Annotated in this window: 16 protein-coding genes; 10 read left to right on the top strand and 6 right to left on the bottom strand. The window is 67.2% G+C overall.

Annotation, left to right across the window (positions count from 1 at the left end; all coding sequences use genetic code 11):
* Nucleotides 1–563 precede the first annotated feature (563 nt).
* Together CyaNS01_RS11050 and CyaNS01_RS11045 are read right to left on the bottom strand one after the other, a co-directional pair.
* On the bottom strand, nt 564–824 hold the full coding sequence (locus tag CyaNS01_RS11050; protein ID WP_186697118.1) for a NifU family protein: 261 nt from the start codon (nt 822–824) through the stop codon (nt 564–566).
* A gap of 373 nt (nt 825–1,197) precedes the next feature.
* A protein-coding gene (locus CyaNS01_RS11045) for an IS3 family transposase (RefSeq protein ID WP_370561479.1) occupies nt 1,198–2,312 on the bottom strand; the annotation gives its coding sequence in 2 pieces (ribosomal slippage) (nt 1,198–2,051 and nt 2,051–2,312; 1,116 coding nt in all).
* Between the two features lie 200 nt (nt 2,313–2,512).
* Here CyaNS01_RS11045 and lepA point away from each other — a divergent pair.
* From lepA to CyaNS01_RS11015, 6 genes are all read left to right on the top strand, one after another.
* Entirely contained in the window at nt 2,513–4,321 is a 1,809-nt protein-coding gene (lepA, locus tag CyaNS01_RS11040) for a translation elongation factor 4 (RefSeq protein WP_186697117.1), read from the top strand.
* A gap of 246 nt (nt 4,322–4,567) precedes the next feature.
* Nucleotides 4,568–5,002 (top strand): hypothetical protein, encoded by a 435-nt coding sequence (locus CyaNS01_RS11035; protein WP_186697116.1) that lies wholly within the window; start codon nt 4,568–4,570, stop codon nt 5,000–5,002.
* A 158-nt stretch (nt 5,003–5,160) separates the two neighbouring features.
* On the top strand, nt 5,161–5,721 hold the full coding sequence (locus CyaNS01_RS11030; RefSeq protein ID WP_186697115.1) for a hypothetical protein: 561 nt from the start codon (nt 5,161–5,163) through the stop codon (nt 5,719–5,721).
* Nucleotides 5,718–6,176 (top strand): hypothetical protein, encoded by a 459-nt coding sequence (locus tag CyaNS01_RS11025; RefSeq protein ID WP_186697114.1) that lies wholly within the window; start codon nt 5,718–5,720, stop codon nt 6,174–6,176. Before CyaNS01_RS11030 ends, CyaNS01_RS11025 begins: the two co-directional genes overlap by 4 nt.
* Nucleotides 6,173–6,676 (top strand): prepilin-type N-terminal cleavage/methylation domain-containing protein, encoded by a 504-nt coding sequence (locus CyaNS01_RS11020; protein ID WP_225875653.1) that lies wholly within the window; start codon nt 6,173–6,175, stop codon nt 6,674–6,676. Before CyaNS01_RS11025 ends, CyaNS01_RS11020 begins: the two co-directional genes overlap by 4 nt.
* 9 nt (nt 6,677–6,685) lie before the next feature.
* Nucleotides 6,686–7,273 carry a prepilin-type cleavage/methylation domain-containing protein gene (locus tag CyaNS01_RS11015; RefSeq protein ID WP_186697113.1) on the top strand — a complete coding sequence of 196 codons (588 nt, stop codon included), beginning with the start codon at nt 6,686–6,688 and terminating at the stop codon, nt 7,271–7,273.
* A gap of 161 nt (nt 7,274–7,434) precedes the next feature.
* Here CyaNS01_RS11015 and CyaNS01_RS11010 read toward each other — a convergent pair whose 3' ends face one another.
* Complete coding sequence (locus CyaNS01_RS11010; protein WP_186697112.1) at nt 7,435–7,911, bottom strand: type IV pilin protein; 477 nt, start codon at nt 7,909–7,911, stop codon at nt 7,435–7,437.
* Nucleotides 7,912–8,306: 395 nt separating this feature from the next.
* Here CyaNS01_RS11010 and CyaNS01_RS11005 point away from each other — a divergent pair, with 395 nt between their 5' ends.
* Together CyaNS01_RS11005 and CyaNS01_RS11000 are read left to right on the top strand one after the other, a co-directional pair.
* Nucleotides 8,307–9,131, top strand: a complete 825-nt coding sequence (locus CyaNS01_RS11005; RefSeq protein ID WP_186700701.1) for an ABC transporter permease — start codon at nt 8,307–8,309, stop codon at nt 9,129–9,131.
* Nucleotides 9,132–9,209: 78 nt separating this feature from the next.
* Nucleotides 9,210–9,458 carry a hypothetical protein gene (locus CyaNS01_RS11000; protein WP_186697111.1) on the top strand — a complete coding sequence of 83 codons (249 nt, stop codon included), beginning with the start codon at nt 9,210–9,212 and terminating at the stop codon, nt 9,456–9,458.
* On the opposite strand, the gene CyaNS01_RS10995 is transcribed toward CyaNS01_RS11000, so the two are convergent.
* The 3 genes from CyaNS01_RS10995 to trmH all read right to left on the bottom strand — a co-directional run bounded on the left by CyaNS01_RS10995 (nt 9,445) and on the right by trmH (nt 11,598).
* Entirely contained in the window at nt 9,445–10,143 is a 699-nt protein-coding gene (locus CyaNS01_RS10995; protein ID WP_225875652.1) for a fructokinase, read from the bottom strand. The genes CyaNS01_RS11000 and CyaNS01_RS10995 overlap by 14 nt on opposite strands.
* Before the next feature lie 48 nt (nt 10,144–10,191).
* Nucleotides 10,192–10,542 (bottom strand): hypothetical protein, encoded by a 351-nt coding sequence (locus CyaNS01_RS10990; protein WP_186697109.1) that lies wholly within the window; start codon nt 10,540–10,542, stop codon nt 10,192–10,194.
* Nucleotides 10,543–10,908: 366 nt separating this feature from the next.
* Nucleotides 10,909–11,598 (bottom strand): tRNA (guanosine(18)-2'-O)-methyltransferase TrmH, encoded by a 690-nt coding sequence (gene trmH / locus CyaNS01_RS10985; protein ID WP_186697108.1) that lies wholly within the window; start codon nt 11,596–11,598, stop codon nt 10,909–10,911.
* Between the two features lie 15 nt (nt 11,599–11,613).
* On the opposite strand from trmH, the gene CyaNS01_RS10980 reads away from it, so the two are divergent.
* Together CyaNS01_RS10980 and CyaNS01_RS10975 are read left to right on the top strand one after the other, a co-directional pair.
* A complete protein-coding gene (locus tag CyaNS01_RS10980) occupies nt 11,614–11,955 on the top strand; it encodes an MGMT family protein (protein ID WP_186697107.1) in 342 nt (113 codons plus the stop codon).
* Entirely contained in the window at nt 11,948–13,378 is a 1,431-nt protein-coding gene (locus CyaNS01_RS10975; protein ID WP_193912791.1) for a 16S rRNA (cytosine(967)-C(5))-methyltransferase, read from the top strand. Before CyaNS01_RS10980 ends, CyaNS01_RS10975 begins: the two co-directional genes overlap by 8 nt.
* Nucleotides 13,379–13,384: the final 6 nt, after the last annotated feature.

Here is a 13,384-nt window from a genome sequence, read left to right as displayed (position 1 = left end):
GAGGTAGCGCGGGGGGCAGGGTCACGGGGTGAGTGGGATCGCGGTGGAGGCCTACGACGCCACCGTGAGGACCAGGTGGGCGCGGGTACAGGCTGAGGCCGGCGTCCTTCTCTCTGGTATGGAACAGCGAGGCTGCCTCGGCTTGGCCGGCGAGCCGGGCGGAGGCATCGGTGTGTCTGTTTGATCGTGTGCCGAAAGTTGGGGGTTGGGACCGAAGCTGAACCCCATTCAGGCTGCCAATTTTAGTGGGCTGATCAAGATGATCATGCAGGTGCCTGACTTCAACAGCACCGCGAGCCCGGTGGGGATGATGGCCAATTGAAATGATCCACTCGATCAGGCGGGGGCGATAAATCCAGAGATTGAGAGCTTGTGGCTACGCCTGCATTGTGCGTTTAATTTGATTTGGTTTTGATTTGATAGTTATTTCAAGAGGGAATCCGGCTGCTACTTGGCTAGAGCTTCGACAAAATGCGTTTTGATCCATTCAATAGTTGTATGGTGACAATAATCGTGATTGTCCCCAGAGTCTCTTGTGAGCCCTTATGTCGACAGGGTCGGCTTCAGAGCACCTGCACCACCTCGCTGACTTCAGGAATGGCCTCCCGCAGCTTGCGTTCGATGCCCATCTTCAGGGTCATGGTGCTGCTCGGGCAGCTCCCACAGGCTCCCTGCAACCGCACTTTCACAATAGGCCCCTCGATTTCCACCACCTCGACGTTGCCCCCATCGGCCATCAGGTAAGGGCGCAGCTCATCAAGGGTGCGCTCCACGTTCTCCACGGTGAGGGCACGAGGATCAAGAGTGGGCGTCTCAGTGGTCATGACGTCAGTTCGGGAATCAGCTCCATCCTAATGAGGGGCTCCTCTGGGTGGCTAGATCTGGGGTTTGCCCATGTCAGGGCCCAGGGAAAGCGTTTGCCGAAGCCGATTTTCCTGGCCAGGGCCCGGGGCGTTTGGCTGATGAAGCAGCCAAGGCTGGGTTGACCAGAGCTTGGGCTGCCGCATGCTCCGGCAAGCCAGCTGCTGGTGGCATGCCAATCCTGCTCGACGGCCCTTTTAGGGCTCGCGCAAGCGAGCTCGGCTGTCAGGTTCAGTGGATTGGTCCTGGGCGGGCTGGTAGGTGAATGTTCGTGATACCACCCCCTGACGTGACCCCCTTTATCGGTCCAGGGCTTATGAGAGTGGGTGGTTGTGGTCATGCTGCAGCTCCCTGTTGAGCTGCCTCCAGGGGCGTACGCCCCTGGAGGGCCGAGTGCGGCCTGAGTGAGTTGTACTCCCAGCGCCAACGATCGGCCAGGATCTGCGCCTCGGGGGCTGTTGTGAACAGCTCGGTGTTGAGGAACTCATCCCGGAACCGGCCGTTGAACGACTCGGCGAATCCGTTCTCCCACGGGGATCCTGGCTCGATGTAGGCCGTGCTGGTAGTGCTGCTGGCCTCGCACCAGTCCCGTAGGGCCTGGGCAATGAACTCCGGCCCGTTGTCCGATCGGATGTACGCCGGTGCTGGGTAGAGGCTGGTGAGTTCCTCCAGCACGGCCACCACGTCCTTGGCCTTGCAGCGCCTGCCGACCCGGATCGCCAGGCAGAGGCGGCTGTGCTCATCGATCACGTTCAGGAACTTGAGCCTGCGCCCATCAGCGGTGGCGTCGAACTGGAAGTCCATGGCCCACACCTGGTGGGGATGCTCAGCCCGATGACGCCGCACCGAGCCGTCCGCGGGCCGTGCCCGCTTTCGCTTCCTGGGAGTGGGCCGCTGCAGCCCCTCCTCGCGCCAGAGCCGTTGCACCCGTTTGTGGTTCACGGTCCAGCCCTCCCGCCGCAGCAGGCGGTAGGCCATCCGGCGGCCCCAACGGATGTGGTCCGCGGCGATCTCGCGGAGACGCTGCCGGAGCTTGGCCTCCTCGATCGAGACGACCTTGCCGCCATGGCGCTGGGTGCTGCGGTGCTGGCCCACCACTCGGCAGGCCAGGCGTTCAGAGGCCCGGTAACGCTCCTGCAGGACCGTGACGGCCCTGCGGCGACGCTCCGGGCTCAGAAGTTTCCCTCGGCGAGGTCCTTGAGCATGGCCTTCTCCAACTCTGCTTCCGCCAAAAGCTTCTTGAGCCGGGCGTTCTCCTTCTCCAGCTGGGTCAGCCGTCTGGCCTCCTCGGCCTGCATGCCCCCGTACTGCTGCCTCCAGCGGTGGTAGGTCGGTTGCGTGACCTCGATGACGCGGCAGACGTCGGCGACGGTTTTTCCCTGGGCGATCAACTGCTCGGCCGTCTTGAGCTTGCGGATGATCTGCTCGGCTGTGTGCCTGGTGCGTTTCATGGTCGAGTCCCCGGCCCAGTTTGGCCGGCTGAAGACTCTCATTCACCCTGGACCGGTTTCCGGGGTCCACATCACCCCCACCCCCGCCTTTAGGAAGCCCTCCTGAGTGGGGCTTCTCCAGGGGGCTCCCCTGCCCCTGCCTAGGATCATGCTGCCTCCGCCCCTGGCTTCGACCTGCGGGAGCGGCTGAATCTGAGCGCATGACCGACGTTTCTGTTTCCCGCATCCGCAACTTCTGCATCATTGCCCACATCGACCACGGCAAATCCACCCTCGCCGATCGACTGCTGCAGGACACCGGCACCGTGGCCGTTCGCGACATGCAGGAGCAGTTTCTCGACAACATGGAGCTGGAGCGTGAACGGGGCATCACGATCAAGCTGCAGGCGGCGCGGATGGATTACACCGCCGCCGATGGCACCGACTACATCCTCAACCTGATCGACACCCCCGGCCATGTGGACTTCTCCTATGAGGTGAGTCGCTCGCTGCAGGCCTGCGAAGGGGCCCTGCTGGTGGTGGATGCGAGCCAGGGGGTGGAGGCCCAGACCCTGGCGAATGTATATCTCGCCCTGGAGAATGATCTGGAGATCATTCCGGTGCTCAACAAGATCGATCTGCCCGGTGCCGATCCGGAGCGGATCAAGGAGGAGATCGAGGCGATCATCGGCCTTGATTGCTCCAGGGCGATCGCCTGTTCGGCCAAGACCGGCCTCGGCGTGCCGGACATCCTGGAGGCGGTGGTGGAGCGGGTGCCGCCTCCGGCCAACCGGATGGCCGAGCCGCTGCAGGCCCTGATCTTCGACTCCTACTACGACGCCTACCGCGGCGTGATCGTGTACTTCCGGGTGATGGCCGGCTCGATCAGCCGCAAGGACAAAGTGCTGCTGATGGCCTCCGGCAAGAGCTACGAGCTCGATGAGGTGGGTGTGATGGCGCCGGATCAGCGCCAGGTGGAGAGCCTCCACGCCGGCGAGGTGGGCTACCTGGCCGCCTCGATCAAGGCCGTGGCCGATGCCCGCGTGGGCGACACGATCACCCTGGCCGCCAACCCGGCGGCGGCGGCCCTGCCGGGCTACACCGAGGCGAAGCCGATGGTGTTCTGCGGGCTGTTCCCCACCGATGCCGATCAATACCCCGATCTGCGCGAGGCCCTCGACAGGCTCCAGCTCTCCGATGCGGCCCTGCGCTACGAGCCGGAAACCAGCAGTGCCATGGGCTTCGGCTTCCGCTGCGGCTTCCTGGGGCTGCTGCACATGGAGATCGTGCAGGAGCGGCTGGAGCGGGAATACAACCTCGATCTGATTGTTACCGCCCCATCGGTGATCTATCAGGTGAACCTGCTGGATGGCTCGATGCTGATGGTGGATAATCCCGCCACCCTGCCGGATCCGCAGAAGCGTGAATCGATCGAAGAGCCCTATGTGAAGCTCGAGATCTATACCCCCAACACCTTCAACGGCACCCTGATGGAGCTGTGTCAGGAGCGGCGCGGCGAGTTTGTGGACATGAAGTACATCACCACCGATCGGGTGACGCTCCACTACGAGATGCCGCTGGCTGAGGTGGTAACGGATTTCTTCGATCAGATGAAGAGCCGCACCAAGGGCTATGCCTCCATGGAATACCAACTGATCGGCTACCGCCGCAATGAGCTGGTGCGCCTCGATGTGCTGATCAACAGCGAGAAGGCCGATCCCCTCACCACCATCGTGCACCGCGACAAGGCCTACAACGTGGGCAAGGGGCTGGTGGAGAAGCTGAAGGAACTGATCCCCCGCCAGCAGTTCAAGATTCCCATCCAGGCCTCGATCGGCAGCCGTGTGATCGCCTCGGAGAGCATCAGTGCCATGCGCAAGGACGTGCTCGCCAAGTGCTATGGCGGGGACATCTCCCGCAAGAAAAAACTGCTGAAGAAACAGGCCAAGGGCAAGAAACGCATGAAGGCCATGGGCAAGGTGGAGGTACCCCAGGAGGCCTTCATGGCCGTGCTCAAGCTCAACAGCTGATCGCTGCAGCCTGGCGCAAGAGGTGGCAGTCAGTTCCCGATCTGGCTGCGGCCACTCTTGCCAGTCACGCCGCCAGCGTTACAACTTCTGCTCCACTGGACGCCATGCGTGTCTGCCGCACTCTCGACTTTCGTCAGCAAGCCTGACTGGATCTCGGCCCGACGGGTCAAAGGTCGCAAATCGTCGATCATTCAGCTCACAGGAGGCTCCAGCTGGCTGAATCAGCCGGTTTCATGGAGCGCCACCATGAAGGTGTCGTCGCTGAAGCAACGGCAAGCCGCTGCCGAAGGCAGGGCAAATCCCCGGGACATCGTCACCGGCTTCCGGGTGAACAACGCCATGGCCCGCAACTGGATCTTCCAGGGATCCAGGGGCAGTGATCTGATCGACTTTCAGTCAACGGCCGGAGCGATCACCAAGCGTTCCCAGAGTGTGATCAATTTCGGTAGAGATGAGGTGCGTGATCGCTTCTTCTTCACCAACAACACACGTACCCACGGACCGTTCAATCACATGCAGCGCTTCGTGATCCGCAACTTCGGCCGCGAAGATCAGGTGACCCTGCGCAACATCGGCCGTCGTTTCCGCTTCAACGATCTGGTGTCTTACGGCAACGGCGTGATGGGTTTCCCCGGCGTGGATCCCACCAAGCTGCGGGTGGTGCCGATTGCGGGGCTCTGATCCCTCGCCAGAGCCGCGCGGCGGGAGTGTGGCAACGCTGAGCCGTGCCCTGCGCCTGCTCGCCCGTGGCTCTCTGGTCACGACGGCGTTCCCGCCCTCTTAGCCGCCGATGGCAGCCCGCCCCCAGGGCGGCTGCCTCGGCCGGTTTTCTGCTGCCGTTGGCTTCCACGGCCTCGCTGTTTCTTGTGCTGAGCAGCCTGTCGCTGCAGGCCATGGCCCTGCAGGAGCGTCGCCAGCTGGTTGTACGCCAACGCCTGCAGGCCCGGGAGGACCGTCTGCAGGCTGCCGCCCAGGCCGTGGCCGGCAGCCTGCAACGCCGCCACCGCTGCCTGATTGCCCTGCCCGAGTCGGCCTGGCAGTGGCAGAGCGAGCAGCCGGGTGGCTGCGCCCAGTCGGGGGAGGTTGAAGCGTTGCTGCGAGGGCCGTTGCTGGCCAGCCAGCCAGCCCCGCAGAGCGCTTCCTACACCCTGCTGCAGTACTGCCCGCAGGTGGCGGAACCACCCGCGGCGCCGGCAGCGGCCCCGGCACCTGTGCTGGAGGCCCATTTGCTCCTCGAGATCGAGGAGGACGGAGCCACCTATCGCTCCGCCTCCAGGTTGCTGTGGAGCTGGGGGCCTGGCCCCATGCCGCGGCTGAGGGGCTTCCAGCATCTGGGGCTGCGCAGCGCCGCGGGGGCGTTGCCGCCCTGCCCTCTGGCCAGCTCCGAGGCGAACCCATGAGCCTGGTGGAACTGATCGTGTCGGCGGCGGTGTTCACCGCCTCAGCCAGCTCCTCGCTGCAGCTGTGGAGTGCCACCAGCCGCTGGAGCCTGGGCTCGGAGCACCAGCTGCAGGCCCTGCAGCAGCTCGATCAGGAGCTGCTGGCGGTGGAGGCCACGCTGCAGAGCTGGGCGGGCAGGCAGCAGGCGGAGGAGCCGCTGCGGGCTGATTGCAGCCTGATCGCGGGGTTGCTGCCCACCACCACCACCGCCCGGCCCGATGCCCTTGAGGGCAGCGCCGTTCAGGTGACGCTGCGCCAGGCCGGCAACGAGGGCCGATTCCTGGTGAGGGCCGAGCTGCCAGGCCTGGGCCTCAGCCGCGAGCGCCAGCTCGATCCCGCCGCCTACGGCCTCTGCGGCGGTGAGAACGCCGATCACGACGCAGGGGCCCCTGCCCTGGAGGCGGAGGAGCTGTGATCAGGAGCCACTGCCGGCCACGCTTTTGCACCATCTGCCGAAGCAGCGGCGGCTTTTCGCTGGCGGAGGCGCTGGTGGTGCTCACCCTGCTGGGCCTGATGGCGGCCCTGGTGATCGACAGCGGCCGCCGCCAGCTGGCGGCGGTGAAGGTGGAGTCCGCCGCCCGGCGGCTCGGCACCTTGCTGGAGGACAGCCGCGAGCGGGCCGAGGACCGTCGCCAGCCCCTGGATCTGCCCCTGCACGGGGAGGAGGGCCTGGAGGCCAGGGTGCTGGAGGGCGACAGCAGCCTGCGGCTCCACCACAGCCTGCCCTCGCAGCTGCGCTTCACGGCCAATGGCCTGGCGATCGATGGCGGCACCGTGGTGATCGGCAGCGCCGGCACCGACCTGCGCCGCTGCCTGGTGATGTCTCCGCCGCTGGGGATCGTGCGGGTGGGCCGCTACCACGGCGATCCCGGCGCCCTGGCCAGTGACGCCTGCCTGCCTGACGCCAGCCTCTGAGTCTGAGCCATGGTCCTGCGCCGCCGCTGCCGCCTGAACCCGCCCGCCCGCCGCTTGGCCGGGGGGTTCTCCCTGGTGGAGCTCTCACTCACGCTGCTGCTGGGCTCGGTGCTCAGCGCCCTGATGCTGCAGCTGCTGCTCAGCGAGGGCCGCCACGGCCAGAAGCTGGCCCGGCTGCTGCGGGAGCGCCAGAGCAGCGCCCGGGCCGTGCAGCTGATCCGCGCCGAGCTGCAGCAGGCCAGGGAGGTGCGGCTGGGCGGGGCGATCCAGGCCGGCCTGGCCGGCAGCTGCGCCACGGCCGGGCGGCAGCTGGTGCTGCAGCTCCACTCCCCCGCCGGCACGATCACCTACGCCCGCGGCCCCGCCAGAGATCCGATCTGGCGCGGAGAGGTGGTGTGGCGCTGTGGCCCCGCCTACGACCGCCTGGGAGCCCTCACCTCCGCCGCTCCCCAGACCCGGGTGCTGATCGATGCCCTGCCGCCGGGCGCGGGATTAGCGGCGGTGTCGCAGCAGGGGGTGGTGCAGGTGCGGCTGGATCGGCTCGGCGGGCATCAGGTCATCCAGGCGATCAGCCGCGGGAGCGACGCAGTCCCTTGATCTCATCGCCTGCTGGCACGATCAAGACGGATGCGGCAACCCACGGCTCAGGCTTGCGAACTTAGATGCACAGTAGCCTGAAACGTCGATTGGAGTCGAACGTTTCAGGCCACATCATGAGTCAACTTCGGTGGCAAACCTGGAGGCCGATCCGGTTGGAGTCAGCTCCGGGTGGGATTGCACGAAGGTGCGGTTCCTGCCGTCCAGCCACTTGCAGCTGCGCAGGTTGTGAGACTTGTCGCACCAGCTGATGTGACCGTGGCGACAGGTGCTGTGGTCAGGTTGAAGTCAGCTGCGCTTGCTGTGAAGTCAACCTGGGTTCCTGCGGCAGGACAGGGACCGCCGGTGATGTTTGCAGGAATCACTAAGTCATCCTGTTCACCCGTCACTTGGGCTGCCGTGCAGGCGCGCGCCATATCCATGACAGCTATCTGGGCTGCGTTGATGCGGGCTCTGCCTTGCTGGTTCAGGAAGGCTGGAATCGCAATCGCTGACAGTACGCCGATGATGATCACAACGATCAACAGCTCCATCAGGGTGAAGCCGGTTTTAAGGCCTTTGTGTTTTTTGTTTGCATTGCTAAGAACTTGGAGCAGCGAGCGCTGGGCCAGGAACCTGGCCTGAAGGGACGTGGTCATGGTGAGGATCTGCTTGAGGTAGCACGAACGTCATTCAGTGTTGACACGCACGGCGCGTTTGCCAAGTCACTATGACGAAGGACTCCCTGAGGACCGTCTTTCAGCGTGACCATGGGGCTGCCAGAGATAGCGGATCAAGCGGTTGCAGCGCTGGCAGCAAAGACTTTTGAGGCTGTTGCCTCATCCGTGGAGCTAATCACGCTTCGCCAGTCAGCGGCTCGGTCTGCCCCGAGCATGAGTCTCAACTCTGGGTGTTGAGTGCAAGCCGGAGGAGTTGAAGTCTGTTAGTCAGGAGCCGCCGCGCAAGCGGGCCAGGGGGGGCGGGGGTTGAATGGGCCCACCCGATCCGCGCCTGAGTGCCGTTCCGCTGGCAACCCACCACCCTCTCGGCCCGCATGGCCCGCTGGGGGGTGGTGATCGTGCTCACCTATGTCCTGGTGGCCGTGCTCACGCCGTTGCTGGTGCAGCTCGGCTGGCTGCCTGATCCAAACGCCGGCTTGCAGAACCCCATCTACGCCCCGCCGTCGCCGGCCCACTGGTGCGGCACCGACCGGCTCGGCCGGGACGTGTGCGTGCGCACCCTCTCGGCCAGCGGCGTGGCCCTGCAGGTGGTGGCTCTGGCCCTGGTGGTGGCGTTGATCGTGGGGGTGCCCCTCGGCATGGTGAGCGGCTATCTGGGCGGCTGGGTGGACCGGCTGCTGGTGCTGCTGATGGACACCCTCTACACCCTGCCGGTGCTGCTGCTCTCGGTGGTGCTGGCCTTCCTGCTGGGGCGCGGCCTCCCCAATGCCGCCGCCGCCCTCTGCGTGGTGTACATCCCCCAGTACTTCCGCGTGGTGCGCAACCAGACGGCCCAGGTGAAGGCCGAGCTCTACGTGGAGGCGGCCCGCTCGCTGGGCGCCGGGCCCGCCTGGATCCTGCGCAACTACCTGTTCCGCAACGTGATCACCTCGGTGCCGGTGCTGCTCACGCTCAATGCCGCCGATGCCGTCCTGGTGCTGGGGGGTCTGGGCTTTCTGGGGCTCGGCCTGCCGGAGACCATTCCCGAGTGGGGCGGCGACCTGCAGCAGGCCCTCACGGCCCTGCCCACCGGTATCTGGTGGACCGCCCTCTACCCCGGCCTGGCCATGTTCGTGCTGGTGCTGGGGCTGTCGTTTCTGGGGGAGGGCCTGGAGAGCTGGCTGAGCGGCAACGCCCAGACCGGCCGCGCGGCGCGCTGAGGCCCAGCCCGCCGCAGCGCCGATCGCCCACCGGCATCAGAATGGGATCTCTCACGTGGCCCGGGTCGGGCGCTGGCGATGCCCTGGTGGTTGGATCTGGTGCTGCTCAGCCTCGCCGCGACGCTCTGGTTCAGTGGCAGCGCCGATCGCGACGACGTCTGGAGCCTGCTGCAGCGAATGCTGGCGGTGGTGTCGGTGGCGGTGGTGCTGCTGGGCGGGCGCCAGATCCCCCTGGAACTGCTGGCCCTGGGGGTGGCCCTGTGGCTGCCCAGTGCCGGCAGCCGCCGCCTCTCGACCGGCGATGCAGCCCGTCTCAGCCGTCGCTGAGGGGTGCAGAGCCAGCCAGGGCGGCGCTGAGCAGCTGTTCGGCCATGCCATCCGGGTCGGCCACGGCGTCGAGGCCCGGGCCGGCATTCCCCAACAGCTCGGGGTGGCTGGAGAGGTTGTCAAGCAGCCGGGTCAGGAACAGGTCGTGGTCCTGCAGCATCGAGGCCTCCAGACTGCCCTGGCGTCCGCCGATGCACCAATCGAGAGCGCCGCTGTCAGCGCGGATCAGCACAGCGGGCCGCTGGGGGAGGCTGTCGTGGCGATGCACCCGCACCGGATCCGCGCTGCCGAAAAAGGCCTCGGCCTCCTCACGGCTGCAACGGATCAGCTGAGCACTCCAGGCCAGCGGCTGGACACGCCGCAGCACCTCGGCGCTCGGCGGCGCCTGGGGCGGCAGGCCCCAGCGTTGCGGTTGCCAGTCCAGATCGAGGGCCACCGAGACACCGCTGGGGATGGCCCGTTCCAGGATCATGCTCACCGCCTGCGCGTGCTGGGCCTCGATCACTGAATTGCTGGAGACCAGCAACCAGAAAGAGTCCCTGATTCTGGGCAGCATGGCCTCAGTGAGGGCGGCGGGGCTGTCGGCGCTGGAGGCGATCTGCAGGGCCTGGCTGAGATCGAACAGCGGGGTGTGCCGATCGGTCTGGGTCGGGCGGGTGGTTGTGGGGGTGGATGTGGGGGTCAACTTCATCGTGAGGAAAGCGGAACAGCTGAACAGGGCACGACGGCCTGCTCAGCTCTGGCTGCTCACGAACTCGTGGAAACGCCCAGCAAGATCCTGGAAGAAGCTGTCGCTTTGCTGCAGCAGGGAGTCCCAGCTGTCCTTGGTGGCCTGCTGGAGGCTCTCCAGCTGGACCTGGGCCTGGTCGCGGGCCTGGCGCAGTTCGGCGAGCCGCTTCTCGGTTTCGGCGCGCACGCTTTCGGCGGCGTTCTGCAGGCCCTGCTGCAGCTGGTCGATCTGGGCAGACCAGGCCTCGATCTGGGCCTGCTTCTTGTCGAGGATTGCCTGGCGGAGCTGCTCATCCGCGAGGCGCTGATCCAGCTCGCTGCGGCTGGCCTGCATCGTGGTGTTGGTGGGGGTCATGGATGGTTCCTGAAGTGCAACAACGGATGCGCCCTTGCTCTCGCCTGTTGGGGAGTGTCTGGAAGGAAACGCCAGAGCAGCGCCACAAGGCGTGAAGGCTGAGGGGAGACGTGCTTCCGAAATCCACTGTCAACGCGTCATTGCCAGAGCTGTTGGCAAGCGCAGAGAGACGAGCTGGATGTGACTGTTAAGTCGGAAGCGAACGTTGCGTCCGTTATTTCGAGCCTAGCACGAAGTGATTGGTTGTCAACTCTCTGGCGCGTGATCAGTGACGTTCCGAGATCACAATTCTGCCCAGATCGGTTGTGCTCAGAGGCCTATCGGAGGCTGTGACGGCTGAACCTGAAGCCGCTGCATGCCAGCCGCCTAGTAGCGCAGCCGCACCGTGCGGGGCAGGGCTTCGCTGATGGCGCCTTCGGCATCGAGGGGGGGATAGGGCCGGCCCTGCTGGCGGCACCAGGCGGCCACCTCCGGGTAGGCCCATTCGAACAGCAGCTGCCCGTAGCGCTCCGGTCCCACCCCCTCGCCCTGGCTGGGCAGCAGCCCGGCGGCCTGGCGCTGGCGCAGGGCCTCGAACAGCAGCGTGGCCGTGGCCACGCTCACATTCAGCGACTGCACCATGCCGCTCATCGGAATCATGATCGCCTGGTCCACCAGGGCAATCGCCGCCGGGCTCAGCCCCCACTTCTCGGCCCCCAGCACGAAGGCGGTGGGGCCGGTGAAGTCGCAGCTGCGGTAGTCCACCGCCGTGGCGCTGAGGTGGGTGCCGTAGAGGCGGAAGCCCTGCTGCCGCAGGGTCTGCAGGCCATCGGCGGCGCTGGCGTGGCGCTGCAGCGGCACCCATTTCTGGCTGCCCTGGGCCGTGGTGTTGAACAGGGGCAGGCGCCCCTCCAGGCACACCGCGTGGGCCTCCAGCACCCCCACCGCATCGCAGCTGCGCAGGATCGCCGAGAGGTTGTGGGGTTTGTGCACCTCCTCCAGCAGCACCGTGAGGTCGGCCATGCGGTGATTCAGCACCGCCTTGAGGCGCTCGAAGCGGCGGGGCAGCAGCGGCATGGGCACGATGGCGGCATGGAGGCTCCCAGCTTCGACCAGCGCGTCTACGCCGCCGTGGCCCGCATCCCGCAAGGGCGCCTCGCCACCTACGGCCACATCGCCGAGTCGATCGGTGCCTACGGCTGCGCCCGCCAGGTGGGCTGGGCCCTGCGCCGGCTGCCCCTGCCCTCCGAGCTGCCCTGGCACCGGGTGGTGAACGCCCAGGGGCGGATCAGCTTCAACCCCAGCCGGGAGGGGAGCGACTGGATCCAGCGGCAGCTGCTGCTGGCCGAGGGCATCCCGGTGGATGGGGAAGGCCGTCTGCCCCTGGGGCGCTATCTGTGGGTGCCCCCCCTCGACCCACCACTGCTTGCCTGAGCCCGTCTCCGCTGTCCCGGCTGACGCCGCCGATCGAGCCGCCCGCTCCGACTCCCCAGCGGCGGCCGGTCTGGCGTCGCGGCGGCTGGCCTGGGAGGTGCTGCTGGCCGTGGGCGGCGGCGCCTACGCCGATGTGGCCCTGGAGCGGGCCCTGCAGCGCAGCAGCCTCGAGGGGGTGGACCGAGCCCTCGCCACCGAGCTGGCCTACGGCGCCATCCGCCAGCGGCTGCTGCTCGATGCCTGGCTCGATGGCCTCGGACGGGTGCCGGCCCTGCGCCAGCCGCCCAAGCTGCGCTGGCTGCTGCACCTGGGGCTCTACCAGCTGCTGTTCAGTGGGCGGGTGCCGGCCTCAGCGGCGGTGAGCACCACCGTGGAGCTGGCCAAGCGGGGTGGCCTGGCCCGCCTGGCGCCGGTGGCCAATGGCATGCTCCGCCAGCTGTTGCGCCGCCGGGCCGGGCTCGCCAGCAGCGCTGGAGCCGGCGGGCCCGGCCTGGAGCTGGAGCCCTGGAGCGGCCTGGAGCTGCCTGCCGGGGCGGCCGCCAGCCTCGCCCTGCGCCAGTCGCTGCCCGTGTGGCTGGCTGAGCTGCTGCTGCAGTGGCTGCCGCCTGAGCAGGCCGAGGCCTTTGCCCTGGCGGCCAACCAGCCCCCTGGCCTCGACCTGCGGGTGAACCCCCTGCGCTGCAGCCGCGACGCCCTGCTTGAGGCCCTGGAATCGGCGGGGCTGGCGGCGGCGGTGCTGCCAGGGAACGATGACGGCCTGGCCCTGGAGGGGCGGGTGGGGGATCTGCGCCGCCTGCCCGGGTTTCAGCAGGGCCACTGGAGCGTGCAGGACCGCACCGCCCAGCAGGTGGTGGCCCTGCTCGATCCCCAGCCCGGCGAGCGACTGCTCGATGCCTGTGCCGCCCCTGGCGGCAAGTGCACCCAGATGGCGGAGCGGATCGGGGATCGGGGCGAGGTGTGGGCCATCGACCGCTCCGCGGCGCGCTTGCAGCGGCTGGAGCGCAATGCCGCCCGGCTGGGTCTGGGCTGTGTCAGCAGCCTGGCGGCCGATGCGGCCGAGCTGGCGGTGGTGCGTCCCGACTGGTTGGGCCACTTTGATCGCATCCTCGTGGACGCCCCCTGTTCGGGGCTGGGCACCCTGGCCCGCCACGCCGATGCCCGCTGGCGGCTGCAGCCCGCCGCGATCCCGGAGCTGGTGCGGCTGCAGCGGGCCCTGCTGGAGGGGGTGCTGCCGCTGTTGCGGCCCGGCGGCCAGCTGGTGTACGCCACCTGCACCGTGCATCCGGCCGAGAACGACGAACAGGTGAAGGCCCTGCTGGCCGCCCATCCGGGCTGGGAGCTGCTGCGGCAGTGGCAGGCCTGGCCCCGGCCCGGCGGCGGCGATGGCTTCTTTGCCGCCCTGTTGCGGGCACCAGGGGGGTAGCGCTGA

This window comes from Cyanobium sp. NS01 (assembly GCF_014280235.1).
Taxonomy (GTDB): domain Bacteria; phylum Cyanobacteriota; class Cyanobacteriia; order PCC-6307; family Cyanobiaceae; genus NIES-981.
This window is presented reverse-complemented; position numbering and strand designations above follow the sequence as displayed.

Bases quoted from the DNA above. Each gene is read 5' to 3' on its own strand.
- CyaNS01_RS10990 (WP_186697109.1), bottom strand. From the start codon at position 10,542: ATGACCCCCACCAACACCACGATGCAGGCCAGCCGCAGCGAGCTGGAT.
- CyaNS01_RS11010 (WP_186697112.1), bottom strand. From the start codon at position 7,911: ATGACCACGTCCCTTCAGGCCAGGTTCCTGGCCCAGCGCTCGCTGCTC.
- CyaNS01_RS11015 (WP_186697113.1), top strand. From the start codon at position 6,686: ATGGTCCTGCGCCGCCGCTGCCGCCTGAACCCGCCCGCCCGCCGCTTG.
- CyaNS01_RS11000 (WP_186697111.1), top strand. From the start codon at position 9,210: ATGCCCTGGTGGTTGGATCTGGTGCTGCTCAGCCTCGCCGCGACGCTC.
- CyaNS01_RS10980 (WP_186697107.1), top strand. From the start codon at position 11,614: ATGGAGGCTCCCAGCTTCGACCAGCGCGTCTACGCCGCCGTGGCCCGC.
- lepA (WP_186697117.1), top strand. From the start codon at position 2,513: ATGACCGACGTTTCTGTTTCCCGCATCCGCAACTTCTGCATCATTGCC.
- CyaNS01_RS11005 (WP_186700701.1), top strand. From the start codon at position 8,307: ATGGCCCGCTGGGGGGTGGTGATCGTGCTCACCTATGTCCTGGTGGCC.
- CyaNS01_RS11035 (WP_186697116.1), top strand. From the start codon at position 4,568: ATGAAGGTGTCGTCGCTGAAGCAACGGCAAGCCGCTGCCGAAGGCAGG.
- CyaNS01_RS11050 (WP_186697118.1), bottom strand. From the start codon at position 824: ATGACCACTGAGACGCCCACTCTTGATCCTCGTGCCCTCACCGTGGAG.
- CyaNS01_RS11025 (WP_186697114.1), top strand. From the start codon at position 5,718: ATGAGCCTGGTGGAACTGATCGTGTCGGCGGCGGTGTTCACCGCCTCA.
- trmH (WP_186697108.1), bottom strand. From the start codon at position 11,598: ATGCCGCTGCTGCCCCGCCGCTTCGAGCGCCTCAAGGCGGTGCTGAAT.